This is a genomic window from Ferruginibacter paludis, from assembly GCF_030409685.1.
GTDB lineage: Bacteria > Bacteroidota > Bacteroidia > Chitinophagales > Chitinophagaceae > Ferruginibacter > Ferruginibacter paludis.
Window position 1 is genome coordinate 675,168 of sequence record NZ_JAUFQJ010000004.1, and the last position, 17,934, is coordinate 693,101.

20 protein-coding genes are annotated in these 17,934 nt (G+C 40.3%); 4 read left to right on the forward strand and 16 right to left on the reverse strand.

The features are described 5' to 3' along the window. Nucleotides 1–8 precede the first annotated feature (8 nt). Nucleotides 9–803 carry a pyrroline-5-carboxylate reductase gene (gene proC / locus QWZ08_RS08475; protein WP_290336946.1) on the forward strand — a complete coding sequence of 265 codons (795 nt, stop codon included), beginning with the start codon at nt 9–11 and terminating at the stop codon, nt 801–803. A 43-nt stretch (nt 804–846) separates the two neighbouring features. Here the strand turns inward: proC and QWZ08_RS08480 are convergent, their stop codons facing one another. From QWZ08_RS08480 to tgt, 3 genes are all read right to left on the reverse strand, one after another. Beyond that, nucleotides 847–1,938 (reverse strand): LptF/LptG family permease, encoded by a 1,092-nt coding sequence (locus tag QWZ08_RS08480; protein ID WP_290336948.1) that lies wholly within the window; start codon nt 1,936–1,938, stop codon nt 847–849. Between the two features lie 130 nt (nt 1,939–2,068). Then, nucleotides 2,069–2,779, reverse strand: coding sequence for an OmpA family protein (locus QWZ08_RS08485; RefSeq protein WP_290336949.1), 711 nt, complete (start codon nt 2,777–2,779; stop codon nt 2,069–2,071). Nucleotides 2,780–2,984: 205 nt separating this feature from the next. Further along, a complete protein-coding gene (tgt, locus tag QWZ08_RS08490; RefSeq protein ID WP_290336950.1) occupies nt 2,985–4,124 on the reverse strand; it encodes a tRNA guanosine(34) transglycosylase Tgt in 1,140 nt (379 codons plus the stop codon). A 217-nt stretch (nt 4,125–4,341) separates the two neighbouring features. Between tgt and QWZ08_RS08495 the strand changes: the two genes are divergently transcribed. The 3 genes from QWZ08_RS08495 to QWZ08_RS08505 all read left to right on the forward strand — a co-directional run bounded on the left by QWZ08_RS08495 (nt 4,342) and on the right by QWZ08_RS08505 (nt 6,899). Beyond that, nucleotides 4,342–5,475: a glycosyltransferase gene (locus QWZ08_RS08495; protein ID WP_290336951.1), complete on the forward strand. Its 1,134-nt coding sequence runs from the start codon at nt 4,342–4,344 to the stop codon at nt 5,473–5,475. 46 nt (nt 5,476–5,521) lie between these two features. After that, entirely contained in the window at nt 5,522–6,136 is a 615-nt protein-coding gene (gene rsmG / locus QWZ08_RS08500; RefSeq protein WP_290336953.1) for a 16S rRNA (guanine(527)-N(7))-methyltransferase RsmG, read from the forward strand. A 127-nt stretch (nt 6,137–6,263) separates the two neighbouring features. Next, nucleotides 6,264–6,899, forward strand: coding sequence for a response regulator (locus tag QWZ08_RS08505; protein WP_290336955.1), 636 nt, complete (start codon nt 6,264–6,266; stop codon nt 6,897–6,899). A 55-nt stretch (nt 6,900–6,954) separates the two neighbouring features. Here the strand turns inward: QWZ08_RS08505 and QWZ08_RS08510 are convergent, their stop codons facing one another. The 13 genes from QWZ08_RS08510 to QWZ08_RS08570 all read right to left on the reverse strand — a co-directional run bounded on the left by QWZ08_RS08510 (nt 6,955) and on the right by QWZ08_RS08570 (nt 17,927). Then, complete coding sequence (locus QWZ08_RS08510; RefSeq protein WP_290336957.1) at nt 6,955–7,476, reverse strand: GNAT family N-acetyltransferase; 522 nt, start codon at nt 7,474–7,476, stop codon at nt 6,955–6,957. A gap of 22 nt (nt 7,477–7,498) precedes the next feature. After that, entirely contained in the window at nt 7,499–9,421 is a 1,923-nt protein-coding gene (locus tag QWZ08_RS08515; RefSeq protein ID WP_290336958.1) for a M1 family metallopeptidase, read from the reverse strand. 54 nt (nt 9,422–9,475) lie between these two features. Next, the gene (gene rsmI, locus QWZ08_RS08520) at nt 9,476–10,141 is read right to left on the reverse strand and encodes a 16S rRNA (cytidine(1402)-2'-O)-methyltransferase (protein ID WP_290336959.1); all 666 of its coding nucleotides are present in this window, start codon (nt 10,139–10,141) and stop codon (nt 9,476–9,478) included. A gap of 113 nt (nt 10,142–10,254) precedes the next feature. Next, nucleotides 10,255–10,500: a phosphoribosylformylglycinamidine synthase subunit PurS gene (gene purS, locus QWZ08_RS08525; RefSeq protein ID WP_290336960.1), complete on the reverse strand. Its 246-nt coding sequence runs from the start codon at nt 10,498–10,500 to the stop codon at nt 10,255–10,257. After that, nucleotides 10,497–11,267, reverse strand: a complete 771-nt coding sequence (locus tag QWZ08_RS08530; protein ID WP_290336961.1) for a CDP-alcohol phosphatidyltransferase family protein — start codon at nt 11,265–11,267, stop codon at nt 10,497–10,499. The genes purS and QWZ08_RS08530 overlap by 4 nt, the downstream gene beginning before the upstream one ends. Nucleotides 11,268–11,273: 6 nt before the next feature. Beyond that, nucleotides 11,274–12,566 (reverse strand): aminopeptidase P family protein, encoded by a 1,293-nt coding sequence (locus QWZ08_RS08535; RefSeq protein WP_290336962.1) that lies wholly within the window; start codon nt 12,564–12,566, stop codon nt 11,274–11,276. A gap of 139 nt (nt 12,567–12,705) precedes the next feature. Next, nucleotides 12,706–13,359 carry a 3-oxoacid CoA-transferase subunit B gene (locus QWZ08_RS08540; protein ID WP_290336963.1) on the reverse strand — a complete coding sequence of 218 codons (654 nt, stop codon included), beginning with the start codon at nt 13,357–13,359 and terminating at the stop codon, nt 12,706–12,708. Nucleotides 13,360–13,393: 34 nt separating this feature from the next. After that, nucleotides 13,394–14,092: a CoA transferase subunit A gene (locus QWZ08_RS08545; RefSeq protein WP_290336965.1), complete on the reverse strand. Its 699-nt coding sequence runs from the start codon at nt 14,090–14,092 to the stop codon at nt 13,394–13,396. A 19-nt stretch (nt 14,093–14,111) separates the two neighbouring features. Beyond that, nucleotides 14,112–14,606 (reverse strand): DUF4296 domain-containing protein, encoded by a 495-nt coding sequence (locus QWZ08_RS08550; protein WP_290336967.1) that lies wholly within the window; start codon nt 14,604–14,606, stop codon nt 14,112–14,114. After that, a complete protein-coding gene (porD, locus tag QWZ08_RS08555) occupies nt 14,606–15,529 on the reverse strand; it encodes a type IX secretion system protein PorD (protein ID WP_494337711.1) in 924 nt (307 codons plus the stop codon). Before porD ends, QWZ08_RS08550 begins: the two co-directional genes overlap by 1 nt. Beyond that, complete coding sequence (coaBC, locus tag QWZ08_RS08560) at nt 15,522–16,715, reverse strand: bifunctional phosphopantothenoylcysteine decarboxylase/phosphopantothenate--cysteine ligase CoaBC (RefSeq protein WP_290336970.1); 1,194 nt, start codon at nt 16,713–16,715, stop codon at nt 15,522–15,524. Before coaBC ends, porD begins: the two co-directional genes overlap by 8 nt. 71 nt (nt 16,716–16,786) lie before the next feature. Next, a complete protein-coding gene (locus QWZ08_RS08565; RefSeq protein WP_290336972.1) occupies nt 16,787–17,128 on the reverse strand; it encodes a DNA-directed RNA polymerase subunit omega in 342 nt (113 codons plus the stop codon). Further along, nucleotides 17,121–17,927, reverse strand: coding sequence for an outer membrane protein assembly factor BamD (locus QWZ08_RS08570; protein ID WP_290336973.1), 807 nt, complete (start codon nt 17,925–17,927; stop codon nt 17,121–17,123). Before QWZ08_RS08570 ends, QWZ08_RS08565 begins: the two co-directional genes overlap by 8 nt. Nucleotides 17,928–17,934 lie beyond the last annotated feature (7 nt).

Genomic DNA, 17,934 nt, shown 5'->3' on the forward strand with positions numbered 1-17,934 from the left:
TAAATCCCATGAGCAAAAAAATTGCCATTATCGGCGGAGGAAATTTAGGAACCGCAATTGCCGAAGGGTTGATCAAAAGCAAATTTTGTAAACCTGCGGATATAACGATTACAAAAAGAAACCTGACCACTTTAAAAGAACTGGAAGGTAAAGGTGTACAGGTTACCAGCGATAACGCTGCAGCGGTTCGCGGCAGCGAATTGGTAATTCTTGCCATCAAACCTTTCCAGGTAAGCGATGTGGTAAACGGTTTTAAAAAAGAACTCACCGGCAAACATATGCTGGTATCTGTTGTAACCGGTGTTGCTACCAGCGATATCGAAAGCATTATCAAAAAGAAATTACCGGTCTTCCGGGCCATGCCCAATACAGCCATCGCCATTCAGGAAAGCATCACCTGCATCAGCGTTAGCAATGCCACGGATGTACAGGCTGCTTACGTAAAAGACTTGTTTACCAACCTCGGCAAAGTGGCCATGATCGATGAAAAATTAATGGATGCTGCCACCGTGCTTGGTGCCTGCGGTACTGCCTTTGCCATGCGGTACATTCGCGCCAATATACAAGGCGGTATTGAAATTGGTTTTGATGCGGTTACGGCCAACCTGATTGCTGCACAAACCGTGAAAGGAGCTGCGGAATTACTACTGCAGAAGGGCACGCATCCAGAGCAGGAAATTGATAAGGTAACTACGCCAAAAGGCTGTACCATCGCCGGTTTAAACGAAATGGAACACCAGGGTTTCAGTTCTTCTTTAATAAAAGGTATTGCTACCAGTTACAATAAAATCGTAAAGGGATAAAATACTTTGGTTTCTAACTACAAAATAAAAAGAAAAGGAATTGTTATCGGGCCGCCCTGCGATAAAGATAGTAGGCTATAAAACCAAAAACTATATTTGGCACCCATGCCGCAAGGAGTGGCGTGAAATTTCCTTTGGTAGCAAACACCAGCGCAAAGCGCCCGAATAAAATATATAAAACGCTTAGTAAAACGCCTACGGCTAAATGAAAGCCGCTTCCGCCCCTCACTTTACGGGAGGAGAGCGATACGCCGATAATAGTTAAAATAATCACAGAAGCCGGAATGGCATCCCTGCTGTATCGCTCCACCAGCAAAGAATTAATATCTTCAGACCCCCTTATTTTTTCCATTTTTATCATGTAGTTCAATTCGGGGGTTGCCAAACGATCTTTTAGATATTCATCCCGGCGCAGGTCCATCGGTTTAAAATTGTATCCTACCAAAAGCGATGTATTATGTCTCAAACTTTCTTTATCACCTTCAAATGTTCTTTGCTCTACATTAGTGAGTTTCCATTTTCTCGTGGCAGTATCCCAGCTGATATTTTCGCAACGTAAATTGTACACCAATTCATTTTTCTTAAATTCCTGTATAAAAAAATTGGAGCCGGTCTTACTAGTCGTGTCATAACTACGCAAACCAGCATAAGTGTTGGCATCCATCCGAAAATAGAAGTTCTGCATAAAGGCTTTATTTTCATTTCCGCCAAAATTTACATCTATATATTTTGCCTGAAAAACGCCCCATTTGGTATTGGCATTCGGCAGTACAAACTGGTATGCAAGCCACAATATGCCCGCCAGCAAAAAACTACCAATCCAATAGGGAACCAAAAAACGCCTGAAACTTACGCCACTGCTAAGGATAGCAATTACTTCTGAGCGGTCGGCCATTTTTGCCGTAAAAAATATTACTGCAATAAAAACAAATAAAGGAAACAACATGGCGTCAATACGCGGAATAAAACCAAAATGATAATCCCTGATAATGATCCAAAGCGGCAATCCCGACTTATGAAAATCATCCGTTTTTTCGCTGGTATCAATCACCACCACTATTACTGTAAATAGTATGAGGCAAAAAACAAAAGTGGTTAAAAAATTTTTTAGTATAAACTTATCTAGCTTTTTCATTTCGGTTGGCGCAAAACTAACTTAAAACCAGCAGGCAGTAAAATGCAGGTAGTAAAGTTTTGTGAAATATTATCGGCATAAAAAAAAGGAACAGCAATTAAGCTGCTCCTTTTAAAAATGCATTGGTTATTTACTCAATTATTTTCACTTCGGTCCGGCGATTGAGCGCCCTGCCTTCAGCAGTTGTATTTTCAGCAATTGGTACCGTCATCCCATAGCCTTTGGAAGTAACTCTTTCCGGTGCAATACCCTTGGTTAAAAGATAAGCCCTTACTGTATTTGCACGGTTGCCAGATAAAATCATATTCGCATCCGGCTTTCCTACATTGTCGGTGTGCCCGCCCACTTCAATTTTTTCATCCTCTTTTCTTTTCAGGTATTCTACCAGTTCATCCAGTACTGTATAAGCTTCGGGTTGCAACGTGGCTTTGCCAGTTTCAAATGTACAATTATCCAGCACAAAAGATTTCGGCGCCTCAAACTGTATATCCACGTTAAAAGGGTTTTTGTAGTACTGGTTATCTTTTAAGGCAGGTATATCAAGTACATTGTAACTGGTAGAATCATGAAACCCTAAAATATAAATATCATATTTGCTTCCGTTGGGAAGCCGCAGAGAAAATTTGCCCGTAGAATCTGATAGCCCCTGGAACTCAGTTCCGTTGGCACGGCTTTTAAAAACCACTATTTCACTGGCAAGCAGGTTACCACTTTTTGCATCTGAGATCGTAACATTTACCGGTGCATCTTTAGGCAAATTCATTGGCGCCGCCGGCACTTGTGCCATCACAGCAAAAGGAATTGCCATTGCTATCAGTAAATAATAAAATTGTTTTGCCATCCTGAAGTTGATTTGATTATCCTTTAAAGATAATTTTTTTGGTATACGCTTCCAAAAACTCAATTATTGTGTTACATACCCTGTTTTTTTACAACTCAATTACAATTTCTTTTGGTCCGGGCTAAGAAGCAATGTGGTGCATTGTTGCATCGCCCTCTTATACCGCATTGCAAATATTAGCTTTTATTAAAGCGGGTCTGGACAATTATAGCCGGTGCTGCAATTGTACAACCATGGCTTCTTTCCAGCTTTTAAAATCGCCCGCTGCAATATGCTTGCGGGCCTCGGTTACCAGCCAGAGATAAAATGCAAGGTTATGCACACTTGCAATTGTAAGACCAAGGTATTCTTTAGATTTCATTAAATGCCTTAAATAACTTTTTGTGTAGTAGTTGCTCATTTCGCAATCAATACCATCATCAATGGGTAAAAAGTCTTTTTCCCATTTCTTATTGTCGATATTGATAATGCCCTTGCTGGTAAATAACATGGCGTTGCGCCCATTGCGGGTAGGCATTACGCAGTCAAACATATCAACCCCCAGAGCTATACATTCCAGTATATTCCAGGGAGTGCCCACGCCCATCAGGTAACGCGGTTTTTGTACTGGTAAAATATCGCAGCAATGCTCAGTAAATTCATACATCATTTCCATTGGTTCGCCCACGCTTAGTCCGCCAATTGCATTGCCTGTCGCATTTTGCGAGGCGATAAATTCCGCCGATGCCGTTCGCAAATCTTTATAAATGCTGCCTTGTATAATAGGGAATAAATTCTGCGTATAGCCGTATCTGTCTGGTGTTTCATTGAAACGGGTAAAGCACCGTTGCAACCAGCGATGTGTGAGTTCCATACTTTTTTTTGCATAGGCATATTCACTTGGGTAAGGCGGACATTCGTCAAAAGCCATAATAATATCTCCGCCTATAATACGTTGAATGTCCATTACTTTTTCCGGGCTAAACAAATGTTTGCTGCCATCAATATGGCTCTGAAACAAAGCACCTTCTTCAGTCAATTTCCTGTTATTGGCCAGCGAGAAAACCTGGTAACCGCCGCTGTCGGTTAATATGGGTTTATGCCAGCCGTTAAACTGGTGCAACCCGCCTGCAGCTTCCAGTACTTCCAGGCCTGGCCGCAGATATAAATGATAAGTATTGCCCAAAATAATCTGCGCTTTTACCTCGGTGTTTAATTGTTGCTGCGTTACTGCTTTTACACTGCCAGCTGTACCAACGGGCATAAAGATGGGTGTTAATATTTCTCCATGATCTGTTGTTATTCTTCCTGTCCTCGCTTTTGTTGCGGAATCTGTATGCTGTAATTCAAATTGCAGTGCTGCCATAAAAAAGCCATTTTGCCCAAACTGGGTGGCAGGCAAAATTATTGTTTATTAATACATTAAATACACCACCTAATAATACGGGCTGTTTATAACTTCGTTGTATATCAACGGGCTTATACTTTTTTGGAATTTTGTAAATCCAAGGTAAAATATCGGGCGAATTATTTATCCTTGCCTGCCATGTTTCAACACTTATTTTAGTATTACTTTTGCGCTTATGAACCTTAACCAACTGTTAATGCACTGGCACGGCATTATTTTTATTATATTTTGTGCCATTGCTTTTATTCAGCTATTTTATTACCTTTTTTTCTTTACCAGGCTCGCATCCTACAAACCAACCGCCGGGCAATACATTCAAAAAAATCCGGTTTCGGTAATTATTTGTGCAAGGGATGAAGCCGCCAATCTTGCAAAAAATTTACCCGGAGCCCTGGTGCAAAAATACCCGGTTAACCATGAAGTGATTGTGGTGGATGATAACTCTTTTGATGATAGCAGGTACCTGCTGGAGGAATTTGAAAAAACGTTTCAGCAACTGCATGTTATTGAGCTGAAGCAGGAAGCAAAGATGATCACCGGAAAAAAATTTCCGTTAAGCATTGGCATTAAAACAGCCAAACACGAAATTGTTTTACTGACAGATGCCGATTGCGTACCTGCCACGGAAAACTGGATAGAAGGAATGCAGCAAACGTACGACGACAATACTGAAATTGTATTGGGTTATGGTGCCTATTACAAAAAAAAGGGGTTCTTGAATAAACTGGTGAGATGGGAAACATTCCACACCGCCCTGCAATATTTTACCTACGCCCTGGCTGGTGTTCCCTACATGGGTGTGGGCAGAAATTTGAGTTATAAAAAGACAATCTTTTTCAGGCACAAAGGCTTTTCGTCTCACAACAATATACCCAGTGGCGATGATGATCTTTTTATCAACATTGCAGCGAACAAATTCAATACAAAGATTAATATTGACCCGGAAACTTTTACGTTAAGTGAGCCGGTGAATACCTGGACCAACTGGATAAAACAAAAGAACCGCCATTACACAACAGGAAAATATTACAAGCCTTTGCACAAATTCTTATTGGGTCTTTACTCGTTTTCCCATTTTATCTTTTTCCCTTTACTGGTAGTAAGCTGCATAGTTTTCAGCTGGAAGCTGAGCCTGCTGGTATTTGCTATTCGCTTTCTAACTCAGTTATTTGTATTTTATCCTGCCATGAAAAAATTGCAGGAACAGGACCTTTATGGCTGGTTACTATTTTTTGATATCTGGATGTTTTTTCATTACCTGCTGTTTTCAGTGGCCTTAATAAAAAAACCAAAACAGGCCTGGAATTAAAAACATTTTAGCACTATAAAAATTAAGGGAATTTATCTTTTTTAACATGGATACAATCACCAACTATTTCGCCGATTTTACAGATGAGCAGCTGCAGCAATTTGCCGCTTTGAAAGATTTGTATAAAGAATGGAACGAAAAAATCAATGTCATTTCCCGCAAGGATATTGATAATTTTTACGAGCACCATGTATTGCATTCTCTCGCAATAGCAACCCAGTTTGAGTTTAAAGCTGGCAGTGAAATTATGGATCTCGGCAGTGGTGGCGGATTTCCGGGCGTACCGTTGGCTATTTTTTTTCCCGATACTCAATTTCACCTGGTAGACAGCATCAATAAAAAATTAAAAGTGGCTAATGAAATTGCCGCTGCTATTGGTCTTAAAAACCTGTCAGTACAACATACAAGGGCAGAAGATATTAAGAACAGAAAATTTGATGTAGTGGTATCGAGGGCAGTAGCTCCGTTAAAAGATTTATGGTGGTGGTCAAAACCACTTTTAAAAAAGGGAGTATCGCCTAATGGGCTTATTTGCCTTAAGGGAGGAGACCTTACGCAAGAGATATCTGAAAGCAAATGCAGGCCAAGGGTTTGGGAAATTGATAAAATTTTTACTGAACCTTTCTTTAAAGAAAAATTTTTACTGCATGTTCCGTTATAATAATTGAATGCATAAATCCATTTAAAAAAGACAAATTGTATCAATACCGGAAATGCTTCGCAACCTGCAAAAAAACTACCACTTTAGGGTATGGAATTGTATGATTTTTTAGCAACCTTTGTGATCGATGAATATATCTGTAGCAATAGTAGAAGACAACAATGATATCCGGCAGGCGCTGGAGCAAATCATTACTATGGCTGAAGGATGTTCTTTGGCCGGCTCCTGCATTAACGGTGAAGAAGCCCTTGTAAAAATCCCCATTTTGAATCCGGAAATTGTTTTAATGGACATTAACCTGGGTGGAATGAACGGGATAGAATGCGTGAAAATTTTGAAAGAAAAATACCCGCAGATTCTTTTTATGATGTGCACGGTATATGAGGAAGACGAGAAAATTTTTGAGGCATTGAGTGCAGGGGCAAGTGGTTATGTGCTGAAGAAAACCACGCCCGACAAGTTATTAAACGCCATTAAAGAATTAAGTGAAGGTGGTGCGCCGATGAGCAGCCAGATTGCAAGTAAGGTTGTTGCTGCATTTAAGAATAAACCTACGGTGGCTGTTACAAATGATTCGCTGGACACACTATCAAAAAGAGAAGTAGAAATATTGATTGCTTTATCCAAAGGCTTGCTGTATAAAGAAATTGGAGAAGAATTATTTATCAGTTCGCAAACAGTGCGCAAACATGTTTACCACATTTACGAAAAGCTGCATGTAGGCAACCGGATACAGGCTGTAAATAAATACTTTGGGCGATAAGAAATTTCACAGCCCTTTTACAACCAGTTGAGCCTCCGTAACAGGAGGTTTTTTATTACAGGAACTTCCAGAACCAGTTATCTGTTTGTGGTGTATTGCCGATGGGGAAATCATGCCTGTGGCCAGAGTCTGCAAAGCCATATTTACCATAAAATTTTTGCGCCCGCATGTTGTGCTCCCAAACACCCAGCCACAAACATTTGTATTGGTGTTTGATTGCGTAATCCTGGTAAAAATCCATTAACTGCTGCGCTATTTTTTTCCCGTGAAACTCTTTTATAACATACAACCTTTTCAGCTCAAGCGATTTCCATTTTTTTACTTCTGCCCAGCTGCTGTAATCTTCCATAAAACGGATATATCCAACGGGCTCTCCGTTTACTTCTGCAAAAAAAAACATATCCCTTTCATCACTCAGTTCAGCCTGAACCTGAGGCAGGTTATAATATTGTTCCAAGTAAAGCTGCATGTCTTCTTCCGTGCAGGTGCCGGTAAAAGTATCATAAAATGTTTGCCTCGCAATTTTAGCCATCACCGGTGCATCCTGTAATAAAATTCTCCTGATAGTTATCTCCATAATCAAATGTGTAATTAAAAATTTACCAGTGCAATTCCAGCATATTGTTTTTCTGATCCACATCCGCCATTCGTTTGGTTGGATCTATTTCTATCTTTTTTATATCCATCAAACGGCGTTTAAATTCGATCGTATAGGTAGGATGTGTCCACCGCCATTCTCCATCCACAATTCTTGGTGCCTTATCCTCTGCAGGCTTTTCTCCAAACATCAGGTTTAGAGGAATGTAGTGCTGTTCGGTTGTTCCATCTTTAAATGTAAGCTGTAAATCAATCGGCATGGGCATTTGACCAATACGACGCAGTCTTATTTTTGAAATACCATTTTCTTCCCACAAACTGTCAATTGAATAGTCAATTTTTTTGGTAGTGCTGCACCAGTATTCTTTGTACCAATCCAGTTTAAGGCCGCTGACATTTTCTGCAATTTGTATAAAATCAGCTGCGTTTGGATGTTTAAAGTGCCATTGTTTATAATACTCAAGCAAAATTTTATCTCTTGTTGCAGCGCTGGTAATGTAGCCCAGCTGTTCAAGAAATACAGCTCCTTTACTATAGGCAGCATTGCTGTAACCAACATTGGTGTTAAAGTGATCGGCGTGCGTTGTGAGCGGTTCTTCCCAATCGCTTCTAGCAATAAAATAATACGCCCGGTAATTGTTATAATGCTCTAGTGGCAGCAAGGCTGCTGCTGAATCAAGTGATTTAATAAAGGCCGGATTAGAAGCGTTTTTTACCCTCGTAACTTTCTCCCGGTAGTAGCCTTCCACCAGGTCACTTGCAAACTCGGTAAAGCCTTCATCCATCCAGGCATACAGGCTTTCATTGGTGCCCAGCATCATCTGGTACCAGCTGTGCATCCATTCATGAAAAACAGTACCCAGACTTGGTCCACTAAGCAAGGTGCCCATCGGATATTCCATACCGCCGTCTCCACCATGAATAAATGAATATTGCGGATAAGGATACTTTCCAAATTTACTTTCCATAAAAGGCAATACCGTTACAGCTGCATTGGCAACCGTTTCCCATGCCTCATCATTGGCCGCATCATTTTCTTTATACTTGTAGAGCACATTGAGTACAGGCCCACCGTTTGGCATTTTACGCACCAGGTGTTTGTATTCCGGGTCGGCAGCCCACATAAAATCATGTACATTATTTGCAACAAAATGCCAGCTACGTTTGGGCTTTGCCGTAGGCTTCAGCTCGGAACCTGCAACATCATATCCCCAGCCAATTTCAGCTGCATTTACTAGTATACCGCTGCCGCCTAATTTGTAGTTTTTATCAATATTAATCGTCACGTCAAAATCGCCCCAAACCCCATAAAATTCCCTTGCCACATAGGGCGTAGGATGCCAGCCTTCATAATCATACTCACACAATTTCGGGTACCATTGGCTCATGCTGTACCGCACACCTGTCGTCGGATTATCTCTTCCACTTCGCCTTACCTGCAATGGAATTTGTGCTTCAAATTCCATATCAAAAACAACTGAGCTTTTAGGTGCGATTGGCTTGGTAAGATTTACTTGCAGAATTGTTTCGTGATATTTAAATGGCTGAGCGATGCCATTCATTTTCAAAGAGATAATTTTCTGGTAACCAATTTCAGCTGGTGTTAATTTGCTGATACGGTCTTTTACCCTGCCATCCCAATCCGGTCTTCCGTTTACCAACGTTTTACCCAACTCCCTGCTGCGCACATCCATGCTGCTGTTGGGTTGAAAAGCATTGAAATAAAGATGATAAAATACTCTCTTCAGTACATCCGGAGAATTGTTAGTGTATACCAGTTTTTGTTTACCAGTGAATTGGTTGCTTACATCATCCACATCCACGGTCATTGTATATTTTACACGCTGCTGCCATCTGTCTGCTTGTGCAACCAGGGTTATATTTCCTATGATAAACAACAACATCAAAACAAAAATTTTCTTCATACTCATTTGATTTTAAAGTAAATTTCAACAGGCAGCAATTGCAATTATTTATACTCATTGAACACCCTGAACCACAATTACTATTTCCCCCTTTACAGGCTTGCTGTTAAAATGATCGTGTACCTCTTGTAATGTTCCCCGCTTATTTTCTTCAAATTTTTTAGTCAGTTCACGGCTAACACAACAAAGCCGGTCAGCGCCAAAATATTCAATAAAGTCATGCAGGGTTTTTACCAACCGCATGGGACTTTCATAAAATACCATCGTGCGTTCTTCCAACGCCATCTTTTTTAAGAATGTTTGTCTTCCTTTTTTCAATGGTAAAAATCCTTCGAAACAGAAACTGGTAATGGGCAATCCGCTGTTTACAAGTGCCGGCACAAAGGCGGTGGCACCTGGTAAACATTCCACTTTTATGTCTTGCTTTACACATTCCCTCACCAACAAAAAAGCTGGGTCGCTGATACCTGGTGTGCCCGCATCTGTAAGCAGGGCCATTGTTTTGCCGGCCTGCAATTGCTCAGCGAGGTGGTGAATAATTTTATGCTCATTGTGCTGATGGTATGGTGTAAGCGGCTTATGAATTTGGTAATGCTGTAGCAGTACCGATGAAGTACGGGTGTCTTCCGCCAGTATTAAATCAACCGATTTTAACACCTCAATCGCCCTGAAAGTTATATCAGCCAGGTTACCGATGGGCGTGGGAACAATGTAAAGCATATTTTTTTGATGTGCTGATTTGCTAATCTGATAAAGTGCAGCTATATCAGCTGCAACGGCTTGCGCTCTTAGAAAGATGCTTGTAATAGCAGGTTAGTAAATCCGCCAATTTGCTATTTGATTTCTACCTCAAACATTTCCATTACCTGGTTAGCCAATAATTTCTTTGCCGCTTCTTCGGCTATCTGCGCAGCAGCATCTGCGCTGTCTGCTTCTACCTGGAGGGTAATATTTTTTCCAATGCGAACATCCTTGATACCATTCAGTCCAAGATTTGCAAGCCCGCCCATTACGGCCTTTCCCTGCGGATCTAACAATTCTTTTAGCGGCATTACTTTTACCTGTGCAGTGAAGATCATGTTGTAGTTTTATTTTTGAGCGCCAAAGATAAAATAATGTAAGCAATGAAAACAACCGGTACGGCAAGCCATTTCAATAAAACTGCGGAAATCAGTGTAATTGCTATCAATATTATTTTAGGCATATTATTTTTTACCGTGTAATCTTTAAACTTCATAGCCATTATCGGTAGTTTGCTTACCATTAGCCAACTAAGCAAAATGATAAGAGCGTATAAAAACCATTTATTTAATATCACGTTATATACGGCGTCCGAATTGCTGTACCAGTATATTAAAGGTAATGAGGCTACTACTAAACCTGCAGCTGGTATTGGCACCCCTTTAAAACCGTAGGCCTGGGAGGTATCGATATTAAATCTTGCGAGCCGGTAGGCACCGGCGCAGGTGAAAATGAATGCCGGCAGTAATAATAAAATGGAGGCTTCTATACCATCTGCATCTTTTATATATCCCATCCGTAAAAATTGGTAAAGTATAATGCCGGGTGCCACGCCAAAACTTGCCATATCCGCCAGCGAATCCAATTGCTTGCCCATCTCAGAACAAATATTGAGCGCACGGGCAACAAAGCCATCTAAAAAATCAACTACAGCCGCAATGGCTATAAACAAAGAGGCTAAACAAATATTCTCTTTTAATTTTATAAACTGCTCCCCTTCCTTTGTGTACACAACATCGATTCCATTTTGCAAAGCAAAAACAATCGCTATACAACCAAAGAATAAATTGAGCAGGGTAAATAAATTGGAAATGTGTTTTTTCATTGCTGGTTATCGCTTTTTCATCAATGATTCAATCTCATCAACTGTTATTGGAATATTTTTCATCAGGTCTTTATTACCATTCTTTGTGATCCAGAAATTGTTCTCGATGCGCACGCCCATCTGTTCTTCCTCGATATAAATACCTGGTTCAATTGTAAATACCATTCCGGCTTTTATGGGCGCTGTCCGGGTGCCGAGGTCGTGCACATCTATGCCCAGGTGATGTGAAATGCCATGGTACAAATACTTGCGGTACGCCCTGTTATCCGGATCTTCATTTTTGATATCCGATTTTTTAAGCAGACCGATCTTTTGAAAAATACTGGTCGCTTCTGCTCCCACCTTATCAGTATAGTCAACAATGCTTATGCCCGGTTTTAGAATAGAGGCTGCAAAATGGTGTAAATGTAAACAGGCATTGTAGACTATTTTTTGCCGTTTGGTAAACTTGCCATTTACAGGTACCGTCCTGGTCAGGTCTGCGCAATAATTTCCGTAGCCTGCACCAAAATCCATCAGCACCATGTCTCCGTCTTTGCATTCCCTGTTGTTTTCTACATAATGCAACGTTCTCGCCCTGTCGCCGCTTGCTATAATGGAGCTATAAGCTTCGCCAGTTGCCCGTTGCGATAAAAATGAATGCACTATTTCGGCTTCAATTTCATATTCCATAACACCTGGTTTTATAAAGCCGAGCAGGCGCCTGAAGGCAACTTCGGTGATGTCGATTGCTTTTTGTATCACCTCCACTTCGAGTACTGTCTTAACCGCCCGCAGGTCTTTTAATATAACAGCACTTCGTTTATATTGGTGTAACGGGTAACGTGACCGCATCATTTCTGCGTAGCGATAATCTCTTACCGGTACCAGGTTGGCCTTACGATCATTCTCATTTGTATTAAGGTAGATCAAATCTGCTAAATGTATCCATGGTTGCAATACTCCATCCAATACATCTAACCAAACGATGGTGGTAATTCCCGAGATGGCGGTTGCTTCTTTCACTCTTAACCTGTGCCCATCCCATTTTTCTTTCAATTCGTTTGGCCTTACCAGCACCAGTACTTCCCGGTATTTAGGATCGGGATTATCCGGAAATAAAATCAACATGGTATCTTCCTGCTCTATGCCAGTAAGCCAAACCAGGTCTGCATTTTGTTTGAACCGGTGAACGGCATCGCCATTGTAAGGCAATTCATCATTGCTGTTAAAAATTGCGATGGCATTTTTATCCATTCTTTCCACAAAACGCTTTCTGTTTTGAATAAAAATGCCGGCATTTAAAGGAAGGTATTTCATGAAATATTTTTTACCGCTTGCAATATACATTTTTAAAGCCTTGCGTAAAAAACAGGTTTATTGCATAGCAGTCAGGCAAAGAAAAATAGTGGTTACTGAAAGTAATCTTATATCAAACAGCTACTTATTTTTGAACCCGTCATAGTTGCATTTCCGGTATTTCATGATCGACTATAAGCCGGCCGGCAGTTTTGGCGATGATTTCCTTTACGCTTACACCGGGCGCTCTTTCCATTAATCTGAACCCGGCCGGAGTTATGTCCAATACTGCAAGATCTGTAACAATTTTTTTTACGCAGCCAATACCTGTCAGTGGCAAAACACAATGAGGAAGTAATTTTGATTCTCCTTTTGGATTGGTATGCATCATGGCAACAATGATATTTTTTGCACTTGCTACGAGGTCCATAGCACCGCCCATACCTTTCACCATCTTGCCAGGTATTTTCCAATTGGCGATATCACCTGTATCACTTACTTCCATCGCCCCTAAAATAGTAAGGTCAACCTTGCCTGCCCGTATCATTCCAAAACTCATTGCACTGTCAAAAAAAGAAGAACCTGCTACCGTTGTAATTGTTTGTTTGCCGGCATTGATCAGGTCAGGATCTTCCTGGCCTTCAAACGGAAAGGGTCCCATACCCAATAGCCCGTTTTCACTTTGTAACACTACTTTTATATTTTCAGGGATATAATTAGCGACCAGTGTGGGGATACCGATGCCGAGGTTAACGTAGTAGCCGTCTTTCAATTCTTTTGCCAGCCTTTGCGCTATCTGATTTTTATCAAGCATACAATTAATTTGCTGTTGAAGGAATGCATAAGTATCAGGATAATTTTCTTACTGTGCGTTGTTCTATTCTTTTTTCATAATTAATCCCTTTAAAAATACGATGTACATAAATGCCGGGCGTATGCACCTGGTTTGGATCCAATTCACCTGCAGGTACCAATTCCTCCACTTCTGCGATGGTTATCTTACCAGCCATCGCCATCAGCGGATTAAAATTACGGGCAGTTTCTTTAAAAATCAGGTTGCCTTCTGTATCGCCTTTCCAGGCTTTTATAAAAGCGAAGTCTGCTTCAAAAGCATATTCAAGCAAGTATTCTTTATTATTAAATGTTCGTACTTCTTTTCCAATGGCTACTTCGGTACCAACACCGGCTGGCGTAAAGATCGCCGGCATTCCATACCCGGCCGCCATACACCTGGTGGCCAGTGTACCCTGGGGTATTAACTCTACTTCCAGTTCTCCGCTAAGCAGCTGTCTTTCGAATTCGGCATTTTCGCCCACATAAGACGATATCATTTTCCTTACGAGCTTTCTTTGCAATAGCAATCCAATACCAAAGTCGTCTACACCGGCATTGTTGGCAATACAAGTTAAATTTTTTGTGCCCTTTTGCACCAGCGCTGCAATACAATTTTCGGGAATACCACATAAACCAAACCCACCAAACATGGCTGTTGCTCCATCAAAAACATCATTTAGGGCTTCGGCTGCGTTGGCGTACACTTTTTCCATAACAATCATTTTAGTGAGATTACTTTATCGGGACGGGTCGAAAAATATGGGTTTCAGTTTTTGCTGAATCAGAAACCGGGGTGCTGGAATATTTCACCCCAGGTATTGGAAGTATCGGCGGAGGTGGCGGCAAGGGCATTAAGGAAAAAGGCTCCGTGGCAGGTCGCTTGGCGTAGAGAGTGGAGTACTTCTCTCTTTCGCCTCTTAACGTGATACTGTCAAGCAATACACCCATCAATTGTGTATGCGCATTATAATACTGGTAACTATCATAAAAAATTTTCTCGTTTATATGATGTGCTGCAAACACCTGCTGCTGAAGTTTTGCGTTTTCAAGCGCCGCGTTTTTCATGCTATCTTTTTTTATAAACTGAGTGGTATATGTTTCAGCACGGATCACATCCCAAAAGACATCCTGCATTTTATCGGGTGTCAGAATCCCGGATGGCAGTCCTCCATTGGTGTTGCAGCCTGCAAACCAAATCGAAAATAATATCAGTACCGCTATTTTCATTACTTCAATTCATCTTTATACCTCGCCGCATTGGTCATATCCATTTTTTGTAATAGCTCAGATGCCCTGGCCTTATCCTGAGGAGGTGCTTTAGCGAAAATTTTGATCAATTCATTTGCTTTTCCCTGGAAGAAGAACTGGCTGATCATAGTTGTGGAATTGTCAGCATTAAAACTACTTAGCAGGTTTAATACATTTAGCATTTCTGACCGGGCCTCAGCTTCGTTTTCAACCATTTTATCTGCTGCCTTTCTATAGTAGCCATAATAAATATCGTGCATGATGGCATAACGGCTATTCTCCATATTTTCAACAAGCCAATACCTGTTGCGGCGACCATCAAAAGCTTTCCAGCCTGAAATACCCCTGGCTTCCGGAGCGTTATTAACAATGTTTTGCGCCTTTAAAAAATAGGGTGAACCTCCACGCAATGCATAGGAATCATAGTCGAATCCTAAAACCATATAAGCATAATAAGCAAATACTGCTGTGAGGTTTGACACTAACCCATCTGACCCCGACACCCTGTTTTCATTAAATTCCAATTGTTGAAACTCTACATATTTAAAAGTAATATCGGCATCCTGGTAATTGATGATAGGAGACAAGTAAGAAGAGTTAAACACAGGTCTGCCCGCCTGTATAGTCAACGAAGCAGTGTACACATTCGCATCGGTGCCAGGTTGCAGATTTAATAAAAAGTTACAGTCAATTTTTTCATTTACTAAAAAATTATCCCCCGTCCATTTATGATTATTTAGAAAAGTATTTAATGCTGTTTGCAGTGTTTGAAAAGTGCTCTTATTTACATTGGTGCCAACCCTGCTGCTGTTAACGGTTACCCGGGCATTCAATTCCTGGGCTACGGCTATATAACCAGTTAGCATAAAAAATAACAGTAATTTTATTTTGTTATTAAGCATAGTACAAATGAATAATGGTATTTACAATATCAACTGCTACTTCCTTTTTTGATTTGGTATCAAAATGCTGTTCCCCTCCATTTTTATCAAAAATAGTTATTTTGTTAGTGTCGCCGCTAAAACCAGCGCCGCTGTCATTCAGTGAATTTAGTACTATTAAATCAGCATTTTTTTCTGCGAGTTTTTTCAATGCATTATTTCTTTCATCAGTTGTCTCCAGCGCAAACCCGGCCAATAATTGCCCCTCTTTTTTTATGGTGCCTAAATGCTTTAAAATATCTTTTGTCTTTTTCAATTCAACAGAAAATATGTCTTCGCTTTTTTTAATCTTATCTGTTGCAATATTGACAGGTGTATAGTCCGCAACTGCGGCACTCATCACTGCAATATCTGTGTGGTCAAAAACGGACATACATGCGTTAAACATTTCTTCTGCTGATTTTACCCGTATTACTTGTAAACCGGCTGGTATTTCTTCACCTGATGGGCCGAGTATCAGTGTTACGACGGCACCTCTTTTTTTACATTCTGCAGCAATGGCAATACCCATTTTGCCCGATGAATGATTGCCGATAAACCGAACGGGGTCCAGCGCCTCATAGGTTGGACCGGCCGTTACCAGGATTTTCTTTTCTAACAGCTGGTTCTGACCGAAAAAAAAAGCTTCCAATCTTTTTAAAATGGTTTCAGGTTCTGCCATTCGCCCGTCACCTGTTAAACCACTTGCGAGTTCACCATTTTCAACCGGTATTACCGCATTGCCGAACCCCTGAATTATTTGCAGATTATTTTTCGTCGAAGCGTGATGCCACATATCTTCATCCATTGCCGGCACCGCTATTACAGGGCAGGTTGCAGAAAGATAAACCGCGGTAAATAAGTTATCGCAAATCCCGTGGGCCATTTTAGCCAATGTATTGCAGCTCAGGGGTGCAACCAGCATAACATCAGCCCATCTGCCCAACATTACGTGATTGCTCCAGGAATTATTCTCTGCCAAATCTGACAATACCTGATTTTTAGACAAAGTAGATAAAGTAAGTGCAGAAACAAAGTTCATGGCTGCAGGCGTCATCACAATTTTCACTTCGGCGCCGGCTTTAATTAACAGGCGCACCAATGCGGCAGTTTTGTATGCAGCAATACTTCCCGTTATACCCAGTAAAATTTTTTTATTTTTCAACATAAAAAAAAGACGGCTGTTGCCGTCCTTAAAAATAAAACTTCTTATTTAACATTAATAAACAAAGCCAAAAATTAACTAAATAAATCCTCCTCATTTTTACGGAAGTAAATTTTATCTTCCATAAATTCCTGCGATGCAAGCAGTGCCGGATTAGGCATTCTTTCGTATGCCTTTGAAATTTCTATCTGTTCTTTGTTTTCATGAATTTCTTCCAAACTATCGGTATGGCTTGCAAATTCCTCCAGCTTGTTATGCAATTCTTCCTTAATAGAAATATTGATCTGGTTCGCACGCTTTGCAATAATGGCAATAGATTCATAAAGATTGCCTGTTTTTTGCTTGATGTCAAACAAGTTCTTTGGTTCAACCACATTGCTTGTGCTGGAACTTAGCTGGCGTCTTAGTTTACTCATTTTTTATTTCTTTAATTTTATTTAAACTTAAATTATTGTATTCCTGAGCTTCCTTCAGGTGAACACTTTGAGGAAAACGATCAGCGAAATCCTGGTACTCTGTTATCACTTTTTCAAACCTTTCAGGTTGCTTATCAACTACGCTCAATTTTGCAAACTTATAGTAGCACATTAAAGATTTCAACTTATATAAATCCCCATTTTGGGACTCGGGATAATCACTCAACAGAGTACTGTAGGAAATTGCAGCAGCTCTGTACTGACCTAATTTATTGTAAAGATCAGCTGCCCGCAATTCCTTTTGCTCCAGTTTTATCCTGTTTTTATCAATTATTTCGGTAGCTTCTTTTACTCTTGCAGAACCAGGATGCGAATTTATAAACGATTGCATTACACCGATTGATTTAGAAGTATTGGTCTGATCTAATTCAATTTTTGCAATCTGTTTGTAGAAACAAAGGGCATGCATAAAATCCACTTCTTCAGATTTACTGCTATTGGGAAACACTTCCAAAAATCCCTTGAAAAAATTTTCTGCGTCTTTATATTCTTTTAGATAATAGAAACAGTAGGCATCTTTATAATATAACTCTTCAAATTTATCCGTGCCTTTATAAACAGGGTATAATTCCTCATATAATTGCTGAGCTATACGATATTTTTTTTCTGAATAATAGGTATCCGCCATTTTCAGTTTATAATCTGAGTCCTTACTTTTTAGCACTTTTCCATACTTATTGCATGATGAAAAGAACGTTACCAATAAAAGAGATGTAATAAATACTTTAATAAAATTCATAAAGAAG